Source organism: Limnohabitans sp. Jir61, assembly GCF_003063545.1.
In the GTDB taxonomy this organism is placed as follows: domain Bacteria; phylum Pseudomonadota; class Gammaproteobacteria; order Burkholderiales; family Burkholderiaceae_C; genus Limnohabitans.
In genome coordinates this window covers 1,123,981-1,145,828 of the sequence record NZ_NESD01000001.1, presented here as the reverse complement: position 1 = coordinate 1,145,828, position 21,848 = coordinate 1,123,981, and the positions used below count along the sequence as shown (strand labels likewise).

Below are 21,848 nucleotides of genomic sequence, written 5' to 3'. Positions count from 1 at the left end.
ATAATATACATCGTATTAAACTATAGAGTTCTTAATGATTGAATTTAGGTTCGATCAAAAGTATTTGTTTAGCCAATTCTTGCCCGATGACTTGTGATCCGAGCACATTCACATGATTGTTATCTCTGAGCAAAATACGTCCATTGATAGCCATACTGCACAAAGCGTCAGTACAAAACAAATCATCAAAATAGATCAAGCTCACGTGTGAATTCAGTTTATGTGCATCTTCAAATAATGGCACATAAGAAGATTGAATTTGACGGTAGGCCTCACTCGATTCTGAGCAGTTACTCAGCCCTGACAAGGGATGGTTGTATTTGCAGCGCTGGGGGTCAAAACCAAATTTGGGTGTATCCGTGGTCAGAATTACGTGCTTTCCAGCATTTGTCAACAATGTCAAGGTGGAAGCCAAATTAGCTTGAAAGCTTGTACGTTCATCAATGCTCAAAGGCGCAACTGCCCACATAGAGGTTAGCAATACGTATTTAATGTGACGATCATTGACCAAACTTTCAAAAATTTCCGTGTATTCATTAGAGTTTGTAAATGGCAACTCACTACGCGGATAAACAGCAATATTTAGATGCGGCAAGGCATGCGCGATTCCCAAAAGTAAATGCTCGGCATGGCTATCTCCAATCATCACCAAATCAATAGGCGCGTCACGCTTAGTTTGGAAGCAACGAACCAGGTCGCCCCATTTCTCAGATTTAGCATGCACACGCGCGTCTCCACAGGCAAAGAAGTGCTTGGCGTAATATGCATGAAATGTTTCGTGTCCTATGTCACCAATATTGGCTTCGACACGTGCTTGCATGATCGGCCGCAAAGGATACCCACCAGCATTTTTACAAGCTAATCCGACATAGCCAATGGCTACCATGGTCAATACCAACAAAGGCGTGCGCCATACACTTTTCCAGCCTAATCGGATGGGCTTTTCAATGCAAACAAATGTCACCCACGCCAATGCCACAGACAGGACCACAGCACCCAAACGAATACCCACAGATGGCGTAGTGCCCTCCACGATTCGCGCAAAAGCCAGTGCTGGCCAATGCCATAAATACAAGGGGTAACTGATTGCACCTACCCAAACCACAACACGGTTTGAGAAAAAAACTTTGTTGCACCAAGCTGTGGGCCCCGCATAGATCAAAAGCACCGCCCCCAGCACAGGCATCAATGCCCATCCACCGGGAAACGCTTTTTTGCTGTCAATCAAAAATGCGGCAACAAGCAACAGTAATAACGCAAAAGCACTGATGAGGTTTGCGTGCCTGTGCGTTTGCGGCTGGCGCGACACATGAAAAGCCAGCCAAGCGCCTGCTGAGAGCTCCCAAAAACGCGTCAGGGGGGAATAAAAATCGTGCGTCAAATCAAGCTGCGACTGGTAAATATTCCAAAACAGCGAGCTCAGCGATAACAGGGCAATCAAAGGTAAACGGATGGATTTGAATCGCCAAAACATCCACAAGATAACGGGCCAAACGATGTAGAACTGCTCTTCAATACCAAGCGACCACAGGTGTAGCAAAGGCTTGGTCTCTGCAGCATTGTCGAAATATCCAGCTTCACGCCACAGTATGAAGTTTGACAAAAACAAGCTTGCGCGGAAGATATGACTGCCAAGACGGCGAAAATCTTCGTTGAACAAAAAAAACCAACCAAACGTATAAGACGCCGTCAGCATCGTGATGAGTGCTGGGAAAATTCGTTTGACACGACGTGCGTAAAAGTTAGAAAAGCTAAAGCTCGATGTTTCTAACTCTTTGAAAATGATGCCCGAGATCAAAAATCCGGAAATCACAAAGAACACATCCACGCCAACAAAACCACCAGGTATCAGGCTCGGAAATGCATGAAAAATTAAAACAACGCTGACTGCAAAAGCACGCAGTCCGTCAATATCAGAACGATAAGGCAAATGCATCGGGTACTCTAATTTTTAATGGTCGCCATGCGCCCACAACAACAAGGCATCTCTGCCTTCCACCACCAAATCGATCTTTTGGCCTACAGGCAAACATAGCTTGGTTGAAACATGACCAAACGGTAAATCTGTCAGCACTGGCGTTTTGATTTGTGCACGCAACCAATCAATCACACTTTGAAGTTTGAAACCTTTGTCGTGTGGTGTGAGTTTGTAGTTGCTGAACTGCCCCAAGACGATGGCTTTTTGTTGAGACAGCACGCCAGCATGCAACAACTGCGTGAGCATGCGTTCAATGCGGTATGGATGTTCACCCACATCTTCGAGGAACAACACGCCGTTTTTGATCTGCGGAAAATAGGGTGTGCCGATTAAAGAAACCAAGACGGCCAAGTTACCGCCCCAAAGCACAGCATCGTGCGCCCAAACGCCAGGGCGACGTTTCTCATTAGCAGCAGCACAAGGTTTGGACAACTGCCAACCCGCACCTTCACCCTGCCCGCTAACCATGTCGTCAAAACAGGCTTCCATGATGTCGTCAGGTTGCTCTGCACCAAAGTCTTCGCCCAAGGCGGGACCGGCCCAAGTGACTGCGCCAGTTTTGGTCAATAGTGCATTTTGAAATGCTGTGAAGTCGCTCAAGCCCACAAACTGCGTACCTTTGGCAATGGCTTTGGCCACTTGCTTGTATTTGATGCTGGGCAAGATGCGTGTGAGGCCGTAGCCACCACGAGAAATGAGGGCCACATCAGCACCACTATCCGCTGCGCGATGAATCGCGGCCAAACGGGTGGCGTCGTCACCTGCAAAGCGGGTGTGGCTGCTGAGTGCATCTGCATCGATCTCAACTTCATGGCCGAGTTTTTTCAGGCGTGTGAAGCCACGTTTGAAAGCTGCTTTGTCGCGCACCGCGCCACTGGGGGAATAGATGTAAATATGAGCCATGGGTCAATTGTCGCGGCAAATCTGGCGCGATTCATTCAACCGCGCTTGTAATGAAGCAAGCGCCCTCGGTAAGCGCTGAAATCTTCTAATGGCTCGTTGATGATGATCTCAGACACACCAAAACCCATATTGGCCATGTCTTTGTGAAACGCGCTGCGGTTGCCACGATTGGGGTCAATGATGAGCACTTCAGCACCCTCTGCCGCATGTTCTTCAATAAAGCCTGAGAGCTGTGCCGGATGACTGCGCTCGTACAACACATCGCTGGCAATGAGCAAATCAAACGCGCCTAGGCCCTTGTTCACCCTGCCCCAGTTGCCTGTTTCGTAATGCAAGGGCGGTAAATCGTTGAGCAGCACATTGGCTTTGAGGAAAGTCTCAGTCAAAGGGTGGCAATCGCTGGCGGTGATATTGCCTTCGCGGCGATGCACCACCAAGCTGGCCAGGCCTAAACCGCACCCTACTTCTAACACCCGTTTGCCTTTGAGATCCCAGGTCTGCATCAGATCTGCCAGCTTTTGGGCCGAGGGCCACACCAATCCAAACAATGGCCACGTGGCCGATGAAATGCCGGCATCAAATGCCAAGCCCAATGGGTCATAAAACTGCTGCTTGTCGAGCAAGGAGCGAATTTGTAAATCTGCCCCGCCTCCTACACCGACCCTCTGAAACTTCACTTCGTAACCGATGGGTGGCGTGGCGTTAGGCATGATTAACTTCGTTCAGGCGGTGGTGTGGGTGCAGGCGCAGCCAGCAAGGTGCTCAAAGCACGAGGACCGGCCATGTGGCCACGGTCGGGATATGGGGCGTCACGCAGGGCCGCAGGCAGCGAGGGCATGTCGAGCCAATGAACCGGCAAAGCCAATTTGGCCAAGATGGGAGCCATCACGCGTGGCGCGTGCAAGGCCACAGGTGCAGGCTGCACACTGGCCAAAAACTCGTTGAGTACTTGTGAGTGCCAAGCGATCCGATGGGTTGCGACTTTTTTAGGCTTGTCGGACAAGCCAAAGCCTGGCAAATCTAGCGCGATCACTGGCTCTGACGATTGCAACTGAGCAGCGTATTGCGCGCTCCAACCGTCGAGCCCATGCAAATAAACGTACGGCGCAGATTGGCCGTCTTGACGGTTATCAAACCAATGCAAACGCAAGCCGTCTAATGCGGGCAAATCAGCTGTGAAATGCGATAGCGAAAAAGGCACATCCAGCCCTACAAACGGACTATCAGACGTTCGCAAAGCATCTTCACGCAAAGGTACTTTGTTCAATTGCTGTTGCGCACGGCGTTGTTCAAAAAAGGCCTGCAACACTTGTGCGCAATCGTCGGCTAACACACCGCCAGTCACTTGTGTTTGGTGGTTGATTTGTTCGTGCGCAAACAAGTTGAGCACCGAACCCGCCGCACCTGTTTTAGGCTCAGTCGCACCAAACACCACACGCTTGAAACGTGCATGCAGCGCAGCGCCGCTACACATGGCGCAAGGTTCAAGCGTTACGTACAAGGTGCAGTCGTCCAGTCGGTAGTTACCCAGCGCTTGGGCCGCGGATCGCATGGCGTTAACTTCGGCATGCGCGGTTGGATCATGGCTGCCCAGGGGGGCGTTGTGGGCGGAAGCAATCACCTGCCCTGCCCTCACCACCACAGCACCTACGGGCACTTCGCCTGCGTCTGCAGCAGCTTGCGCTTGACGCAGAGCCAGCTGCATGAAGCCAATATCTTCAGGTGAATGCATCACGGCTGGACCATGCCGAGCTTGACCATCCATTCGGCCAAGGCCTGTTCATCGGGTGTGCCTTGCGCGTATGCGGCATGCATGGCGGCGTGGGATTCGGGTCTGTGTTGGTTGAGTTTGAGCTTGCATTGCAGCTCTGTGATGCGCAGCTCAAACGCCACGATGCCATTGAGCATCTTGTGTTGGTAGTCTTCGCCCAAACCACGCCACTGAGCAGCGTAAGGCGGCTCGTGATCGCCAATGAGTTGCTTGAGCAAACGGTCTTTGGCTTCAGGCTCTTCGACCAACGTCGCCTCGACTTTGGCATGAACAGCCAGGTAACTCCAAGTGGGCACACGCGTCAGATCTGGGTAGACCTTGGGTGACATATAAGCCTGTGGGCCCATGAACGCGACCAAAGCTTGGGGGCGTGCTTGTAAATAACGCCAATGGGGATTGGGTTTAGCGCAGTGGCCCAGCAACACATGCTCGCCATTTTTCTGCGTCAAATGAAGAGGAAGATGTGTGACAAACGGGAAACCCGTGTCGTCCACACTGATGAGGTTTGCAAATGGATGCGCCCGCATAAGAGCGAGCGCATGAGCCTCATCCTTGGCATTGAACTGCGGTGGCAGGTACACGCAAAATTACCGCAACGCGGTCCGTTTAGAAACGACGTTTAACGGCTGGGCCGCCTGGGGCCTTGCCTTCGATGTGACGGAATGTCACGCGAGCTTTGTTCATGTCGTAAGGAGACAGTTCAACCGTGACCTTGTCGCCTTCGATGATGCGGATGCGGTGCAGGCGCATTTTGCCTGCGGTGTATGCGATCAGTGAGTGACCGTTTTCCAGGGTGACGCGGTAACGAGAGTCGGGCAAGACCTCGTGTACGACACCCTTCATTTCGATCATTTCTTCTTTTGCCATGTACTCAGTGTTCTCTAATTAAAAAATTCAAGCCCAAATCGGGCAATTGCTAACAGCCTACGATTGTAGGACCTTTGGCGTTGTGCAGATTTATGCCTGGGTGGACTTGCCCACGAAGGCCTTGTTCGCGATTTTCCAGCCGTCTTGGGTTTGCAGCAGCACGAAGTAGTCAGTAAAGGTCATCGCACCGTGGACCAGCGTCACGCGTGCGCTGGCGGCTGACCCAGCCACTTCAATCCAATCAATGCTGCGGCGGCGCGTGGCTTCGTCAGACGCTGGTTTGCCACCAAAGCGCTCGCAGTAAATGTTGAGCGGCCACGAGGTAAACACACCTTCGCGCATGGATTCGATGTGGGCGCTGGGCAAAAACGCTTGACGCATATAGCTCGCATCGTCATGCGCATGGCCCAGAAAATACTTTTCAATCGGCGCGCAGGCTGCCAGCTGCTCTGCTGTCAGTTTCGAATTGCTTTGGCTTGGATGTGTCATTACAAGGTGTCCTTCGAGAGTTATTCCCACTCCATAGTCACCCAACTTACAGGCCCTGTGTTTATGCGGGCTGTAGCGGCGCAAAAAGACGTGTGTAACATTTGTGTAACTAAGGTAAGAAAAATAAAAAATCCAAAAGCCCTACAAACCCTTGATTTACAAGGATTTTACAGGATTTTGGTTACACGATGTGCGGCTTTTTTGAAGCCATTTTTTAGGCAAAGAACCTAGGGGTTTGAGCGGCTAACTGCTCACCACTTGTCATCGTCGTCGGCATCGAAACCAAAACGATCTGGCTTGCTATCGTTGAACACAGAGCCCAAACCAGTCGCTGTGCTTCCCATGCGTGTACTGCCGTCAGTGCTGAAACTGCCCATCTGAGTAAACATTGAGCCGTCACTACCTACAGTTGTCGAACCCATCTTTGTGTAGGTTGTACCGTCAGATGAGACGCTTGTAGTGTCTGACACTTTCTGAATCATCTCATCAGTCTTAGTCGACCTTCCCACTGCTAGTACCAATTGAAAAATTAGCATAATGAACAAAATCAAATAGGAATCCGCATGACTTCACAAGAATTTCTAGTTCAACTTGTCGGGGCTCCGCTGTACAAAAAATTCCCATGCGCTTCAAAAGATCTGAACACCGTTGCTAGAAGTATTCGGGTACATGAGCATAGATTTGATCTTTACTGTCCACTTTGCGACAAAGATTCAACATGGAAATTGATTGTTTCCGATGAAACATCTTTACGGCACAAATTAGAAAAAGCAAGCGTAGGACCGATAAGCCCAGGTCACTTTAACGGAGGCGCATCAACGACACTCTGGTATGGAAAATTCCAACTTATCACCCAATGTTCAAGGGACCCCTCACACCTAGCGACCTACTACTTTGACACAGGTAAGTTGCCCAATGAATCAACCAGCAAACATAAGCACGGTATCTCTGAAAAAGATGTGACTAGTGAAGCGCCGCAACAAGCATTAGAGCGCTCATTCATTACTAAAGTTGGACAGACACCTTCGCTTTTTGATTTTCAAAAAACTGTACTCGGGTCTTTGTCAATTGGGCTGTCAAAAGAACAGGCAAACGACTTTGTACGAGCAATTCAAACCCACTCACATGGATACCACGTTGCTTCATGTGTATACCTTCGAAGAGTCTTTGAAAGTATGCTTGATGCCGCAAAAGCTCAACACATAGCAGAGCATGAGTTAACTAGCTGGGAAGACTACGACGCAGGAAAAACCAGCCAAAAAATACAACTCCTTAAGCAATATCTTCCGAAGTTTTTAGTTGATCATCCCCACTTGTATACGCTGTTGAGCTTAGGGGTTCATGAACTTTCAGAACAACAATGTGCGGAAGAATTCGAGAATCTAAGGACTGCCATAGACATTATCATTCGAGAGCAGATTTCTAATGCTAATGACATGAAACGAAAAGTAGAGATCTCCACCCTCTTATCTAAGTCTATTAACCAGCGTAAGAACGGCAAGTAATCGGTTCTAGAAATGACGCTGGCCTACGTTTACAAATGGACTGAACTTGCCACAGGTAAGTGGTACGTCGGAGCCAGAGGCGCTCGCGGCTGTCATCCTGAAGATGGCTACATCTGCTCAAGCAAAGTCGTTAAGCCGTTAATTCAAGCTAACCCCTCAGGCTGGCAACGAGAGATCCTTTTCACAAGTGAACCCGTTGAGGTCTTCTTCATAGAAGCAAAGCTTCTTGATGAGCTAAACGCCAAAGACGATCCTCAGAGCTTCAATAAACATAACGGTGATGGCAAGTGGTCAATGCGAGGCAAGCAGTTCAGTCCAGAGCATCGTGAAAAGATGGGAGCTTGGCAGGTCGGGCGAAAATTCGAGAAGAGCTCAATCGACAAGCGAACTGAAAGCCGCAAAGGCTTTCGTCAGTCTGAAGAAGCCCGAAATAAGATTGGTCAGTCACTTAAGGGCCAGAGAATAGGCATATCACCCTCAGAAGAACAGCGAAAGAAGATCAGCGCAAAACTAACTGGACGTGTAAATGGTCCGCTTAGTGCTGAGCATAAAGCCCTGCTTTCTCAGATTAAGAAAGGCTTCAGACACACAGAAGAAGCCATTGCCAAGATGAAAGCCGCTCATCAAGGCAAGGTACTGACTGAAGAACATAAAGCCAAGATTTCGGCCTCAGGAAAAGGGATCAAGAAGTCTGAAGAGACCAAGGCACGAATGCGTAAGCCTAAGGTGAAAACGGATTGCCCACAGTGTGGAATGCCTTGTGCGCCACATATGCTTGCTCGGCACATTGAAGCAAGACATAAGTGATTTAAATACCCAGTTCTTTAATTAAATCTAGCCTGTTTGGTTTTTCAAGATTGGTAACTTCTGAGATATCTGATTGCGCCACTTCTGGAGCATTTTTATCCAAACAAGCTTGGGCAATTGGCTCAATTAAAGACAAAGACGAGTTGTATATTTGAAGTGGGAATGATTCCTTGTAATCTTTAAAAGGAAGCGTTCTGAGATCGTACTTGCCATTAAGGCGAGGATGAAACTCTTTAGCACGATAGAAACCTTCAGTTTCAAAAATATAACGATTAAGTGTTTTTAGTCTTTTGATATTTCCATCTAAAAGATCTTTCATCTTTTCCAATGATTCATCATCTATGTAAAAGAACTCTTTAGATTGGACGACTTCGCATTCATAAAAAAAGTTTGAATCGAAATGGTTGTACAGCTCTATCACCATTGATTTGAATTCTTCTGTATTTAGAAAATTAAGCCCCTCTTTGATCAATCCAACTCTAAAAATATTTTTTGAACTGTTAACTCTTACTAAGTAGTACGTCACAGCAGACTTGTTAACAGTGACGGTCGTATCAATTTGACCAAGGATTTCCTCGTCGATTATTTCCTTAGCGTGTTTGCGGATTACATCGACAGCATCCGCCAATGGAATAGAGAAAAACTCGCGACTATTGTTGTGCCGTAAGCTATGAAATGATTCGTGTACGAGAGCTTCAACACCAGCAGCATCACGACACTCAACTTGGTATTCAATGAAGAACTCCGATGGAACGCCTGTTGCGCTCGAAAGTTCTTTGACGCGCCCTTCCACAGTGTTCATGGTGTACCCGATCTTTAAAAGACCTGGCATTGCCTTGTTGCTTAAAACGTAAACACGACCAACGGCTGGTTTCATCGCAAGCTCAATCCAATAAGTGTGTACAAGTAATTACGACTACAGCTTAACGGGAAATTCAAACCCAAAACCTTCATAGTCAATAGGTTCAAGATCACCGATGAGCTCTACTAACTTCATCAATGAGGAAAGTAATTCGGCATCATTTGTAATGTGCTCACCATCTGCCCAAGCAAAGGACATTATGGCCGTGCCTCTCTTTAAGGAGACGCTATAGCTATCTTGCGGATCTTTACCGGTAAGGTTTTCCGAAGAGTCAAATGAAAACTTGATAGTGCTTACAGCCTCAAGCACCAAACGACACTCAAAAGAGCTAAGCACTCTAGAGAAAAGTTTCTTGTTGTCATGAAGGATTGAAAGAGTTGATGAATCTTCAGTCTTGTAATAAGCACCGGGCAGATGAATCATTAGTACATATTCAAAGCCACGCATTCGCTCTAAGCGAACTAAGCCATTATCAATCTCAATATCACCAAGATCATCGACCAAATATCTAATCTCAAGCAGGTACTCATCCATACAGCAAGATTCCAAAAATTAAACCACCTGCTCGTCAGCGTATACAAATCGCTCGACTTCAGCAAGGTTGACTGAGAAACGTTCTAGTAAGCCAGACAGTTCATCTTGACCAATTAGCATGACTCCATTCAGGTTTGCGTTCTCATACGCATGCGAGTTGAAGAACTGATTGCTGAGGCCGACTAGTTGAAATGTTACGCCCGGATGCCGTCTTTGATAGTAGGCATGGCCTGCGATAACCTCTTTGACTGTGTCCCAGCCATGCTTGTATCCATCAATGCCAGAGCTTTTCGTCTGAATCAGAACGCCCTCGTTGCCTTTAAGAGCAACAACGTCAACGCCATTGTCACCAGACCTAGGCGTACAGTAAACGTTAGAGAAGCCTTGCTTGGCCCAAAGAGCAGCAGCTAAGCCTTCAAACAAGCGCCAATCCATTTGAAGGGCAACATCTAGGGTGACGGTGTCGTCTAGGTCTTTCGCGAAATCTGCTGGAACGATTTCATCTATAGCAAAGTCTGCCATCGTTACATCAGGGCATCCGTTAAGGACATCGCCTGCGAGTGATCGCTTGTGTTCCAGCAATCGATCTAGCTTTTCATCAAAGGTAGTAAAGTCGTCGCTAGTGATTACGGGGTAATAGACGTAAACGTCTTTTTTCTGACCGATTCGATATGCCCGATCCGTTGCTTGGTCTTCTTTCGCAGGGTTCCATGTCCGCATGTAATGAACGACATGGTTTGCTTCTTGAATGTTGACACCAAATCCAACAGCAACCGGGGAGAGGATGATGACTCCAAATCCGGGTTTAGCTTGAAATGCTTTGATTCGCTTTTGACGACTAAGGTCATGTCCCGCCGATGCGCTGGTATCACCGTTAATGATGTCAGCATCAAAATCAAATTGTTCACGGATGTAGTGCTGAAGCAAGCGTTGAATATTCTTGAATTCACAAAAAACAATCGCCTTCTGATCCTTCTTTTTTATGTCAATCAGTTGCTTGAGTAGCCAGTCAAGTTTCGGTGAAGCTTCGCGGTACTGCTTAATTGGTTCTGGCTTGAAAACACTCAATCCATAGCGCCTTGGATCAGTACATAAAAGACGTATGTACTGAAGCAAACCAAGATGGTTCTTGAATGGTGAGGTAAAGCTTGGATCATTCCTCTTGTTGAAGTCCTCAATGGCCTTGGCATATAGCGAACGCTGAATAGAAGAAATCGGTAGGCGTCTACAACTGTCAACAATAATCTTGCTTGGTAGATCCTTGGCGACTTCAGCTTTGGTTCTGCGCAATAGCTGCGGCTCTATCAGCAGGCGAAGTTGAGCAAGCATCTCAGCTCCCTCTACATCACGTGAGTCAATCTCAATCGGCTTACGGTAATTTCTTCCGAAATCATTAAGTGGTCCTAGCATTCCCGGTTGGCAAAACTCAAAAAGTGACCAAATGTCAGTCAGGGTGTTTTCTACGGGAGTGCCAGTACAAGCGATGCGGAACGCAACGTTTTGTCGCCAAGCTGAGCGTGTGACCATTGCCGCAGGATTCTTGATTTTTTGAGCTTCATCGCAAATCATCAGTGCCCACTTTTGTTGCGCAAATGAGAACTCGAGATCGCGCAGTGTTTCGTAGGTTGTCAGGACTACCTTTGCGCTTTTAATCCAACCCGGGCGTAAGAACTTGACTAGGCCATCTTCAGTTTTTAGTCGTGCGTCAATTTCTTCTCGCTTTATACGCATAGGTGCGAGGGCATCACCATAGGCAGTCAAGATTTCAAATGTATTCGGAAAGAACTTTTCAGCTTCATCTTTCCAGTTCTCTAATAAAGAGAGTGGAGCAACGATCAGTATTGGCTCAGAATTTGGATTCTGTTCAAGAATCCAAGCCATCAATGTCAGAAGTTGAAAAGTCTTGCCTAGACCCATGTCATCAGCTAAGAGTGCTCCTCGAACATTGAATTCGTTCTGTAGCTTGTAGAGATGTTGAAGCCAAGCTACACCTTGACGCTGATGCTCCAGAAGGCTGGCTTCTGGGCTCATTGTGGAAGGAATCACGGCGGGAGCCAAATCAGTGCTTAGCGCTAAGGCTCTTCGCTCAATGTAGCCAACGCTCTCGATATTTGAACGAAGAACAAGGGTCTTTTTATTGTTTGCTGGTTTATCGGTGGTATCAGCAGTCTTCTTTCTAGGCTCTTTGAATTTCCCTTCAGCTACGTCAGCCCAGACCTCTGTGAACGTTTGGACAATGCGTTCAGCGTCAGATATCGAGAAAGGATGATCTAAGCCAGAAACAGTTATCGTCTCCTGCTTAGTTAACTTTGCTTCATCAAGTTTCTTTTGAAGCACCGTTAGTGTTTCTTTATTTATCGGTACGGCAATTGATTCAGTTTCGCCAGTAGGAGTGAACGTGATTAACGGAATCACGTTCTCGGGAAACCATCCGATATCAGCATCCTTCTTTGCGATGAAAGGAGAGTAGTAAGGCTCTTCAATACCAATATCAACGATGCGATCGGAGTATTGGGATAGATCATGAACATCGTCGTACTTAATTGCGAGCGAAAGAGATAGTTTTTCTTGAAGTGCTTCGTTAAGAATTTTGATATGTGATTGCGTATCAGGATTAACTTCAAGGTCATAGCCATCCCAAGCAATGAGCTTCAGTTCTTTATCAATTGAACGCTGTGCTTTGCTGATAAATTCTTCAAGCTCTGAGTCTTCAAGTAGCTCACGATAAATTGAGGAATCTCCATTGGAGCGTGGGCTCTCAATAGACAAGCCAAGTTGTTCAACTTTTCCGAAATCATTTCTTTCGACGATTGGGCTAAATCTCTCAAAAAAGATACCCGCATCTTCCTTGGCTTTCTGAAATTGACCTTCTTCAATTACGTTTGAAGCATCGTCACCGAGTGCGGCAAATGGATTGACCAAAAAGGCTTGCGCCCTTGATCCTGCGACCATCCGACCGGGCATCTTCTTAATTTCGTTAAGTACTGCTTTAACTTCAGGCGAGAGGATGACTTGGGTAATTCCGTCTTCCGTAGGAATGTCATATCGATCTAAGACAGACGTGTTCGCATCAAACCTAGAGATCCATGAATCAGGAGCGTCATCAAAGTGTGGGATGACTTCAATTACAGAATCGCAACCTACAGCCTGAGACTTGTTAAGCGCAATCTTCAACTTCTCAGGAGTTAGAACAATACTCGCACGTAGAAAGGAATCAAGACGTGCGTCGGCATTAAGGGCTAGGCGACGTATCTTTCCCCATTGCGTTCGATGAAACAAATCTGATCGTTCATCGGTTGCTCTTGACGCAAAGGACTTAACAATCTTGACAAGTTCCCATTGCTCTTTTTTGAGTAGCTGCGGTTTACTGTTCTCGGTGAGTACAGCCCCGTAAAGGGTTGGGCGTATCTCTCGGGCTGAGGCATCTTGCCAATGCGAAATGGCAACTTCAAAGTTAGAGTCTGTTAAAGATCCAAAGCTCACTAGTGTTGGCGTAGCTTTGGTTGTTTCTGGTACGTTAAGAATTTCGCTTAAATCTTCGTATTCGCCCAAGGCAGATGCTTGGTAGAGATCGTCCCAGCTTAGGAGAAAGCTTTCATCAATCATCACGCCTAGACCAGTGTCTTGAAGCTGTGTGATTAAAGGTTCAATAAATTGGTAATCAATTTTCTTGCCAGTGCTCTTTTTGTTCAACAACAAGCCCTCAGCTTTAGTCTGAACAAACCATGGCTGACCTTGTGCGTCTGTATGCGATTTCTTGAAAAAGTTCAGCATCATTAGTTTTTCCACCAGCCTTTGTCGGCTTTGTATTTAAAGCCCCAATTGATAAAGACTCGATTTCTTTCAGAGTTACTGTTTCCAATCTTGACCCAAAGAGCACCACCCTGACTACGCTTGTCTTGGATGTCAAACCCAAACGCTGAACAAGTTGATGATAGGAGTCGTTCGCTGAAGGGGTGGTTGTAAAGCTCAGACCAGCTAGTAACTCCAGACACCACGTTTATTGGAGGAGGAACAGGTTTATTTGTTGCTGTAAAAACTGGAATTTTCAGCTCTTCGGCAGAGGCTGTCGCATTTGGCGAAGCCCTATAAGTCGAACGAATCTCTTCAACAGGTTTAGCAGGTGTGTATCTAAATACAGCCTCAGCGGCTACAAATGGTTTTCTATTTTTGTCTGGTGCTGTATCGGGATGTATGCCGAACTTTGTTGCCATGAAAGAGAAGCAAGCAGACTCCCACTTAGAAAATCCGTTAACGGCGTCTTGGTGACTAAATCTCAATCCTGACGAATTTTTTAATGAATTTCCTACGTCAACAGTTAGCCCAAGTGAGCTTTTCAGATCAAACGGCGCACCACTAGTCGCGTCGTAGAAGTACAACGCATTTCCCATCTGGCTAAATTCAACAGCAATGACATCTCCGAGATACATGATGAAGGCATTAACACGCTTACTGCGAATGTGAGATATCAGTCCCTTCATCTTGTTTTTCAGGAAGATTAAATCGGGATCTGTTGACTCAACGATTCCAGTTCCTAAAGCAAAGTGAACGTGGTTCATATGCTTTCGATACTTCATCCAAAAATCTAAACGGCGACGATCTGTATCTCCATCCTCAGCCATTTTTGTGAAGAACGCTTCTATGAACTCACTCTTCAACCAATCAGCAATTAGCGCACGTCCTTCGTCAGTTACTTCGTTAGGCCATTTCTTTTGAGACCCAGTAAGCCAAGGGTTGTCCCAGCGTGTGACAGTGATCTCTTTTAGATCTGTATTTATTGGAGCGTTTGCGATTCGAGCGTATCTATTTACCAGTAACGCAATCGCTTTGTTTTGAATCGATCGATGGGGAGCAATCGCAGACAACATGGGCGTTACGAAGCCCATGAACCGCGCATCATCAAAGCTTGTGATCTTTTTGACTTGTGAAAGTATCAACTCGCGAGGAAGCCAAGACTCTTTCGCTCTCAGGAGGTCTAAGACTATCTCTAATTTTTCAGTCTCACCCTTCAGCACGAGATCAACAAAGTCATCTCCCGGCGAGTCTGAAAATAGTGAACGGTGATCAAGGCAGCAATTTAGCCAGTCTGGATTCGATACACCCTTAGCAAGATCAAGATTTTGAGAGATGTAATCTCTCAGGGATTTCCAGTTCTTAGTTTGAATTTCAGTGGCAAAAGCAGAATCGGGATCAAATGAAAAATAACTTGCGACAAGTCCTTGAAGTACGCGGCGAAACCAAGATGGCTTGTTCTTCCATTGCCCAATACCAATTTCTTCGTTTAAGAAAGCTGAGAACCGTTGATGGTCATCAAACAAGGATTGGCTATTGAACCTTGTTGGCATCGCGAGGCCAAACGATACGTATCGAGCGGTTTGTAGGTCTTCAGTGCGTGAGTCACTCCAGAATGAATTTACAGCATTCAGTACTCGATCTTTTGGCTCTGTCGATTGAGAAGCCGAGTTCACCTTTGAGCGCAGCAGTCTGATCGTTGGTTGAAGATCAACAGGCAAAGGTGTCCTTGCTAACGCCGAAGAATTAGCGTTAGCAAGTGCGCTCCTTAGGCTTTGAAGTGCGTCCATTAAATTGGGCACTTTCCAAATTCAACGTTAGATGGAGCTGGTGTGCGGCTTTCAAATGGTCCTAAGAATTCGATACGCATCTCGACTCGCCTACTTTCCTCAGCGCTACTCTTTTCGTTGTTAAACGAGTAGCCACCAACCAAAAACAATTCACGGACTTGCTTTTTATGGGTTTCACTGAGTTTTGTACTAACAGATTCGGCAAGCAGAACGCACAACACACGCTCGCTTCTCCTCAAGCTTAGATCCAGGTTTGATAGATATGTTCCAGCTTTATCTGTGTAGCCTTCAACGACAACACGCTTGATAACTTTTTTGCCTAAGTCGCCATTCGCTAAGGTTAGTAGTTCAGGTACAAACTTTCGAAGCGAATCCTCTTTTCTTTGTAGCTCTTCAGGGGAGCCCTCAAAGTCTGGCTTGCCGAACTTGAAGTTTGCTTGACTACCGAAGTCAATAACATTTCTGTTTCTTTGGTAGTTCACACCGGGAAAGTCAGACTTTAACTTCTGTTCCAACTGCTTGACCCAGTCTTCGATTTCTTCCTGTCGCTTCTCACTTGGTGAAGTGACTGCTAGCAGGGCTACAGCCATAACAACCAAAAACATGACCATCATGGCAGTCATCAGATCGGAGAATGAAATCCAAAATGGCTTTTCGCCATCGTCCTTGGATCGCTTTCTGTGGGAATGTTTAGAGGCCATTATCTATTAGCCTTTTTTGCCGATGACGCTACCAAGCGAAGCTTCAAGATCACCGATAGTTGTCGCAAGCAAATCTACTGCCGTCTTCAGGTGGTTGTGGAACTCACGATTAGATGTATTGACTGAGTTGTTCATCTCGCGAGTAAAACTCTCATGAGACTCTGCTAAAACTTTGCTCACGTTGGCTAGATAAGCTTCAGCTGCCAACTCAGCTTGACCCAACTGAGATGTCGCTTTATCCAATTTTGAAAGTACGTCAGCTGTAAGTCCTGCTTCTTTCTTCGCAAGCTCAACCGTGTTCCGAATTTCTGTGAGCATTTCAGAGATGCTTGATCGTTGTAATTTGTAGTCTCTCAACGATTCTTCGAGGGCATTAGTGCTGTTTTCAATGCTTCTACTTGAAGATGTGATTCGATCAACTAAGGACGATGATTGATTCAGGACGCCACTTACAGATTTTCCTGCTTCACTAAATTCTTGTGAAGCATTTGCGATTAATTCAGCTCCTCCGTTCATCCGATCAATAGCAGAAGTTGTTGTTCGGCTGAGCGTGGCAACACTGTCAGACATGGTTATAGACGCCTTGGCAATTTCTTCCACTGCTGACTTAACACTGTCAGTCATGCCTGAAACAATGTTTTGAGCACGATCAGACATTTCCTTTTCACGGTTCTGGCTCTTCTCATGAATAGCGTTTTGTTCTTCGCCCATCTTTCCCGTTAGCTTAGTGATTTGCTCTGACATCGCCGACATGGTTTCGATCATCTTTTGCTGAGCCTCAGCTTGTCCTTCGGTCACAATTTTCTTAAGCTCATTCACAAAAGCCGCAGTCTGTCCGTCAATAGCCTCTTGTTTAGCGGACATCTTTTCAAGCGCGACGAACATCTTTTCTGACATTTGCTCAGCGGCCTTTTGACCTGAGTTCTCAAGAGACGAAACAAGCTTCTGAATTTCCCCCATAGCTTCTTTAATGCTGACGGAGGTTTCTTGATTAAGTCTGTTGATATCTGAGATTTGACTTCCAAAAAGGTCGCTAAGTTTTTGACTAAAGCTCGTCATTACCTCTTGGAGAAGCTTGGAGGCAGTCGCGGATTGATCACCACTAGCACCTTTAACGATTTCAGCCACTGTCTCCATTGGTCCTTGAAGACTATCTTTGATGCTTTGGCCAATAGAAGCACCTAAGGCGCCGGTGTTCTCAGACGAAGCCTTGATCTGTGCGGCAGTCAGCTCACGCAATAAATCACCTAACTCCTGTACAAGTGCGTCTTTTAAAACTCGCGTTTGCGCGGATGAATCCTCTGAAGCCTTCACCAGCCTAGCGAGATAGTCTTCGCTAGCACCTGCGTCGTAAAGCTGGTCAATCGCCTGTACCAAATTCTGAACATCAGCAGTTAGCGACTTGACTAGATACTTCTCAATTACCGTGATCACCATCGCTGAAATGATCGCTGCTGTTGAAACCGTAAAAGCTCCGCTAACTGAGTCCATCAGTAGCTGAAGTCCTTGCTGTGTCGCTTGTGAGTTACCTAGCTGGATCGAAGCAAAACTGTGTAAACCAATAATCAAGCCAAAAAATGTACCAATAATTCCGCACCCAGTCAGTACGCCGGGAAGATGCTTGAAGAACTCGCTGTTGATTGGTCCCTCAAAGACCGTTTCAGGATTGAAGTAAGCATCAGCAGTAACAGTCGAAAACACAGCCGTCGTCTGAAGCTCTCCATTTCGTAATTCCCTTTGCTCATGAAGCGTCTTCGCGAACTCCTTCCACAGTCCAAGAAGTGTTTTGTCGGAAGAAAAAATCTCAGATACCTTTTGAGGCGTTGAATTTGGTTCTGTTTGCTCAAGCCTTGAAACCGCCTCGCGTAGGGACTTCTGTACCGCTCTTGAAGGAGCTACAAACTTCACAAAGAATGAAATTACAAGGATTGCGATTACGCTAAAAACAGCCAGTTCTGTAGGGCTCATTTAATTCTCCGATAGACCGTTTTTATTGAATTATTTAATGACAGGAAAGACGCCCTCTTCAAGGCTCTTGATTGTTTTTTGGGCTTGCGTCAGATAACGCTTCACAAGAGCTCCAAGTAGATTACGGCTCACAGCACGGTCTTGCTTTAGTCCTGAGTAGGCATCCTTGATCGCTAGCTTGTTTAGCTTGAGTTCCACCCCGATTTCCCACTGCTTGGTCTGCTCTGTTTTAGGCTTCGCGCTGTTTGCGACCCATATGTCATAAACATTTAGAGCGGTCTCAAGGTTGGCTGTCGTGTAGTTCCTTGATAGCTTGTACTTCGCTGTGCTTTCAACCTTCGCAAGTGCTGGCCTTCCCTGCTTGCCTGTGTGACGCTTATCTAACAACTTTCGAATGTCACCCATCAGTCTGCGCTTGCCCACTGTTAAAGGGAACGCGACAACCATCACCTTGTCTTTTGTCCAGCCAGCATTCCAGTCAGCGGCAGAGTCGATCTCATGGAACTTGACGTCAAGTTGCCGTTCACCAAACAGTCTTGAGCCACGACGATCTTCTTGCCACCAGACACGGAACTCTTTGTCACGGACATCTCCGAAGTCTTTATATAGCTCAGCTAGTCGTCCACTGCCCCCGTTGGCACAGCAGTCTAGGTAGTCTTGATTGCGCCGCAAGTACTCCCACCACCAGAAGTAGGGGCTCCGCTTCTGGAATGCCTCGGACTTGCGGTTCTTCGCAGTTCCGAAGGTTGGATATGGAGCAAGGAAGAAGGTGGCCATTTCTTAACAGCTAATTGATCGTCTAAGTGCTCATGATAGCAGTGGCAGGCTTGAAATCACTAGTTTTGATGACCTTTTAGCTGTCGACTCTGGTATCAACCCCTGCCCTACTCGTTAGAACCCTCACTTAAGTGACACTTTGCCCTCATTTTTCTTAACAAGTAATTGTCTCTAATAAAGTTATCTAGTTCGGGAAAAGCATCAAATTGAAATAATTAAACCCATGAGATCGCAGTGATTTCTTACCCATCGGTAACGGGTTTAGTTACTAAAAAATGGAGATTCTTATGTCAGTTACGTTTACAAAAAATCCAATGGCGATTTTTAGCCACTCTTGCTACGTTCACTACTTCAATGTCATGGACGTACCTGTTGCTTTAGCTCATAAGGCTATTAAAGTCCTCTCTAAATCAAGCTACAACGGTTGCTGGAGTGTTCAATTAATGGGGGATGAAGTTCACACTATTGACTATGAAACCACCGACGAGTGGGAAGCCAGAGTTGAATTTGCTGAACAACTTGCGCTGGAAATAAGTCAAGTATTCAAAAAATTGGTCTAACTTAATTCTATGAGCGTCATTTATGAGGTGGCGCTCATTATCTTTTTATAGAGGTAAAAAATGAGTCAAGCAACAGCGATAGCAAATGAACTGAAAAGAAAAAGTATTGTTAAAGATACTACCGGCAACGTCATAACGCTTCCAATACATTCAAAGGGCAAGCAAATTCAATTAAGTCCTGCGGCCAAAAAGCGCAAGGCCGTAATTGACAAGCAAGAGGCAGAAGTAACGGACTTCATCAAGAAGCAATCCGACAAGCTCAAGAAAATAAAGTCAGGTGTCATCAAGTCGCAGATCAAGTACAGGGATAGCTTGTACACAAGTCTTTCTGGCATTTATGCCACATACATTGACATAGAGAACAGCGAACACTCTGGCAACTTCTACTCCACACTTCGAGGCCACCTACTTGATCAAGACATCCGCATCCAAAGCAATAGCACCGAAATCAGTCTAGTGATTCGATACGTCTACGGCGCAACGATCAAACCGAAACTTGTAAATGATTATGGAAATGCGTTGCTGGAGGCTTGCTTACAAGAAGTCACCGCGAAGGATTTTCTTGAATGGCTAAAACGCACTTCAATCAGTAAGGCATCTCAGCAGTATCAACAACGGGCAAAGATTGGAATGAGTCGTGAAGCACTGATCAATCGCGCTCGCATCCTGATACTTCGGATGATGGATATATTTGAAGCACAGCCAGTTGCTTCATTTGAGATGCCAGCTTGGAAAGCTGAAAAGAAGGTTCACGCAGGAAGTGACCTCCTCTTCTTGGTTGGTAGAGGCGTGAGGCGCTTTGACCGAGGCAGCCACATTGCGGATATTCGTGTTTGCTTCTTCATCCCGCCCGGCATTGACTTCGAGCATATGGTGATCAACAGGCTAGCCAAGCACATCTACAACGGCGTGCTTGATTGGGAAGAAGAGCTGGAGAAAGTTGAAGAGCACGTTTGGGCTGGTGACTTGTACAACTACCTCAGCGACAAAGAGGCTGACGCCGCTGAGAAAAGTCACTCGCAATGGCAAGAACGCATGGCCGCTTCAATGGATTTGGATAGAGGCATGGCATAGGTCGCAAAGCGTCACTTAAGTGATGATTTAAGGTCAGTTATCTTAACAAGTAATTGCCACATATAAAGATACGGGCATCGTAAAACAGGACAAATTGGAATAATTGATCTCATGAAATCGCGGTGATTTCATACCTAACCAGAAAGGCATTTAAACATGATCGACTACGCAAACATTGACTACAGCGACTTAGAAGCACGTTACGCAAGTACAGAGTCATATATCGAGAAAATGAGTAAGGGCGATTTTAAAAGTCTCATTGTCAACGGTCCCCCTGGTGTAGGGAAAACACACTCTGTTGAAACTTATCTTAAAAAATATGCGGGAAGCAATTACAAGATGATTACTGGACAGATGACAGCACTAAGCCTTTACGGGCATCTATACAAAAACAAGGAAAAGGGAAAGATATTAGTGTTGGACGATATTGACTCAGTGTTCAAAAAGCTTGAAGGTGTGAACATTTTGAAAGCGGCAATGGATACAAAGCAGGTACGAAGTATCAGCTGGTCATCGTCAACACATTTACTTGGAGCGCTTGGAATACCCGGAACTTTCGACTATTCAGGTGGAGTTATTCTAATTTCAAATATTGGTTTTGAAGTCAAAAATAACAGTATTGGAGCGCACTTGAATGCGCTTAAAGATCGGAGTTTTTCTATTTCAATTTCAGACCGATCAAATGAAAGTCTATTCAAACAAGTTTGCTTTATGGTTTTTAAGAGGGACTTGCTAAAACAATTTAATTTTTCAGAAGCTCAAAAAACAGAATTGCTCTCGTACATGGAAGAAAACATTTCAAACATGTACACAGTGAGTTTGCGTGTGGCACTCAAGTTAGCGATGTTGATTCAAGTTGATCCCGTCAATTGGAAATCGCTTGCTAACGATGGCTTGGTCAAGAACTAAATCAGAGGAGATAAAAAATGGAATACGTAACTTTGGCTAATGGAAAAAAAGTTGAATGGGATGAATTCAGTAAGTGGAGTTACAAAAAACAGCATACAAGCCTTTTTCCAAGCAATAAAGGAAAAGTATTTAGTGATGAAGTTAGAAAGCGAATGAGTGAAGGAATATTAAAGCACAGAAGAAATGGAATATTCAAAGCGCCACATGGTGGTGAACATGCCATGGCTCGTCGAGTCCAAACACCAGCTGGCGTCTTTGAAACTCTAAAAGCCGCAGGGGAACACTACGGAGTAAACGGTCGGTATATAAGAAATTGGATTAGAGATGGAAAGGTCGGATTTGATTTTTTATCTCCACCATTAAACAGGAAATCTACTGCGGCAAAATCATCTAGAAATGCCAAAAAAGTAGCTACTCCAAATGGTGTTTTTAAGTCAATATCTGCTTGTATGGATTTTTATCAATTAAGCAGAGCTGAGATTATGAACAGAGTTAAATCCAGCGAGTTCCCTGAGTATTATTTACTTGGAACCAAAGAGAATTAAGCCAACTCAACCTCCC

Annotated in this window: 21 protein-coding genes; 6 read left to right on the top strand and 15 right to left on the bottom strand. The window is 45.9% G+C overall.

Annotated features, from left to right (window positions below):
- Nucleotides 1-31: 31 nt before the first annotated feature.
- The 8 genes from B9Z35_RS05650 to B9Z35_RS12955 form a co-directional block, all read right to left on the bottom strand.
- Nucleotides 32-1,936, bottom strand: a complete 1,905-nt coding sequence (locus B9Z35_RS05650) for an acyltransferase family protein (RefSeq protein WP_108282634.1) — start codon at nucleotides 1,934-1,936, stop codon at nucleotides 32-34.
- 15 nt (nucleotides 1,937-1,951) lie between these two features.
- Nucleotides 1,952-2,881 (bottom strand): LD-carboxypeptidase, encoded by a 930-nt coding sequence (locus B9Z35_RS05645; protein WP_108282633.1) that lies wholly within the window; start codon nucleotides 2,879-2,881, stop codon nucleotides 1,952-1,954.
- Nucleotides 2,882-2,916: 35 nt separating this feature from the next.
- Nucleotides 2,917-3,591: a methyltransferase gene (locus B9Z35_RS05640; protein WP_108282632.1), complete on the bottom strand. Its 675-nt coding sequence runs from the start codon at nucleotides 3,589-3,591 to the stop codon at nucleotides 2,917-2,919.
- A 2-nt stretch (nucleotides 3,592-3,593) separates the two neighbouring features.
- A complete protein-coding gene (gene tadA / locus B9Z35_RS05635) occupies nucleotides 3,594-4,613 on the bottom strand; it encodes a tRNA adenosine(34) deaminase TadA (RefSeq protein ID WP_233246476.1) in 1,020 nt (339 codons plus the stop codon).
- Nucleotides 4,613-5,233, bottom strand: a complete 621-nt coding sequence (locus B9Z35_RS05630; protein ID WP_108282630.1) for an FMN-binding negative transcriptional regulator — start codon at nucleotides 5,231-5,233, stop codon at nucleotides 4,613-4,615. Before B9Z35_RS05630 ends, tadA begins: the two co-directional genes overlap by 1 nt.
- Nucleotides 5,234-5,258: 25 nt before the next feature.
- Nucleotides 5,259-5,519: a translation initiation factor IF-1 gene (infA, locus tag B9Z35_RS05625; RefSeq protein ID WP_108282629.1), complete on the bottom strand. Its 261-nt coding sequence runs from the start codon at nucleotides 5,517-5,519 to the stop codon at nucleotides 5,259-5,261.
- Nucleotides 5,520-5,609: 90 nt separating this feature from the next.
- Nucleotides 5,610-6,008, bottom strand: a complete 399-nt coding sequence (locus B9Z35_RS05620; RefSeq protein WP_108282628.1) for a nuclear transport factor 2 family protein — start codon at nucleotides 6,006-6,008, stop codon at nucleotides 5,610-5,612.
- Between the two features lie 251 nt (nucleotides 6,009-6,259).
- On the bottom strand, nucleotides 6,260-6,397 hold the full coding sequence (locus B9Z35_RS12955; RefSeq protein WP_158268117.1) for a hypothetical protein: 138 nt from the start codon (nucleotides 6,395-6,397) through the stop codon (nucleotides 6,260-6,262).
- A 174-nt stretch (nucleotides 6,398-6,571) separates the two neighbouring features.
- Between B9Z35_RS12955 and B9Z35_RS12880 the strand changes: the two genes are divergently transcribed.
- Nucleotides 6,572-7,513 (top strand): hypothetical protein, encoded by a 942-nt coding sequence (locus B9Z35_RS12880; RefSeq protein ID WP_146178952.1) that lies wholly within the window; start codon nucleotides 6,572-6,574, stop codon nucleotides 7,511-7,513.
- 12 nt (nucleotides 7,514-7,525) lie between these two features.
- Nucleotides 7,526-8,320: an NUMOD3 domain-containing DNA-binding protein gene (locus B9Z35_RS05610; RefSeq protein ID WP_108282626.1), complete on the top strand. Its 795-nt coding sequence runs from the start codon at nucleotides 7,526-7,528 to the stop codon at nucleotides 8,318-8,320.
- Between the two features lies 1 nt (nucleotide 8,321).
- Here B9Z35_RS05610 and B9Z35_RS05605 read toward each other — a convergent pair whose 3' ends face one another.
- From B9Z35_RS05605 to B9Z35_RS05575, 7 genes are read right to left on the bottom strand one after another with little or no spacing between them, the layout of a single operon-like run.
- A complete protein-coding gene (locus tag B9Z35_RS05605; RefSeq protein ID WP_108282625.1) occupies nucleotides 8,322-9,197 on the bottom strand; it encodes a GIY-YIG nuclease family protein in 876 nt (291 codons plus the stop codon).
- Between the two features lie 39 nt (nucleotides 9,198-9,236).
- Nucleotides 9,237-9,716 carry a hypothetical protein gene (locus tag B9Z35_RS05600; RefSeq protein ID WP_108282624.1) on the bottom strand — a complete coding sequence of 160 codons (480 nt, stop codon included), beginning with the start codon at nucleotides 9,714-9,716 and terminating at the stop codon, nucleotides 9,237-9,239.
- Nucleotides 9,717-9,734: 18 nt separating this feature from the next.
- Nucleotides 9,735-13,490, bottom strand: coding sequence for an SNF2-related protein (locus B9Z35_RS05595; protein ID WP_233246475.1), 3,756 nt, complete (start codon nucleotides 13,488-13,490; stop codon nucleotides 9,735-9,737).
- Nucleotides 13,491-13,492: 2 nt separating this feature from the next.
- Nucleotides 13,493-15,298 carry an EH signature domain-containing protein gene (locus B9Z35_RS05590; RefSeq protein WP_108282622.1) on the bottom strand — a complete coding sequence of 602 codons (1,806 nt, stop codon included), beginning with the start codon at nucleotides 15,296-15,298 and terminating at the stop codon, nucleotides 13,493-13,495.
- Nucleotides 15,298-15,999 (bottom strand): OmpA family protein, encoded by a 702-nt coding sequence (locus B9Z35_RS05585; protein ID WP_108282621.1) that lies wholly within the window; start codon nucleotides 15,997-15,999, stop codon nucleotides 15,298-15,300. Before B9Z35_RS05585 ends, B9Z35_RS05590 begins: the two co-directional genes overlap by 1 nt.
- Nucleotides 16,000-16,005: 6 nt before the next feature.
- Nucleotides 16,006-17,967 carry an anti-phage ZorAB system protein ZorA gene (gene zorA, locus B9Z35_RS05580; RefSeq protein ID WP_108282620.1) on the bottom strand — a complete coding sequence of 654 codons (1,962 nt, stop codon included), beginning with the start codon at nucleotides 17,965-17,967 and terminating at the stop codon, nucleotides 16,006-16,008.
- 30 nt (nucleotides 17,968-17,997) lie between these two features.
- A complete protein-coding gene (locus B9Z35_RS05575) occupies nucleotides 17,998-18,744 on the bottom strand; it encodes a hypothetical protein (RefSeq protein ID WP_108282619.1) in 747 nt (248 codons plus the stop codon).
- A 287-nt stretch (nucleotides 18,745-19,031) separates the two neighbouring features.
- On the opposite strand from B9Z35_RS05575, the gene B9Z35_RS05570 reads away from it, so the two are divergent.
- The 4 genes from B9Z35_RS05570 (at nucleotide 19,032) to B9Z35_RS12875 (ending at nucleotide 21,832) form a co-directional block, all read left to right on the top strand.
- Nucleotides 19,032-19,304, top strand: coding sequence for a hypothetical protein (locus tag B9Z35_RS05570; protein ID WP_146178951.1), 273 nt, complete (start codon nucleotides 19,032-19,034; stop codon nucleotides 19,302-19,304).
- Between the two features lie 60 nt (nucleotides 19,305-19,364).
- Nucleotides 19,365-20,378 carry a hypothetical protein gene (locus tag B9Z35_RS05565; protein WP_108282617.1) on the top strand — a complete coding sequence of 338 codons (1,014 nt, stop codon included), beginning with the start codon at nucleotides 19,365-19,367 and terminating at the stop codon, nucleotides 20,376-20,378.
- Nucleotides 20,379-20,534: 156 nt separating this feature from the next.
- On the top strand, nucleotides 20,535-21,287 hold the full coding sequence (locus B9Z35_RS05560; RefSeq protein WP_108282616.1) for an AAA family ATPase: 753 nt from the start codon (nucleotides 20,535-20,537) through the stop codon (nucleotides 21,285-21,287).
- A 17-nt stretch (nucleotides 21,288-21,304) separates the two neighbouring features.
- Entirely contained in the window at nucleotides 21,305-21,832 is a 528-nt protein-coding gene (locus B9Z35_RS12875; protein ID WP_146178950.1) for a hypothetical protein, read from the top strand.
- Nucleotides 21,833-21,848: the final 16 nt, after the last annotated feature.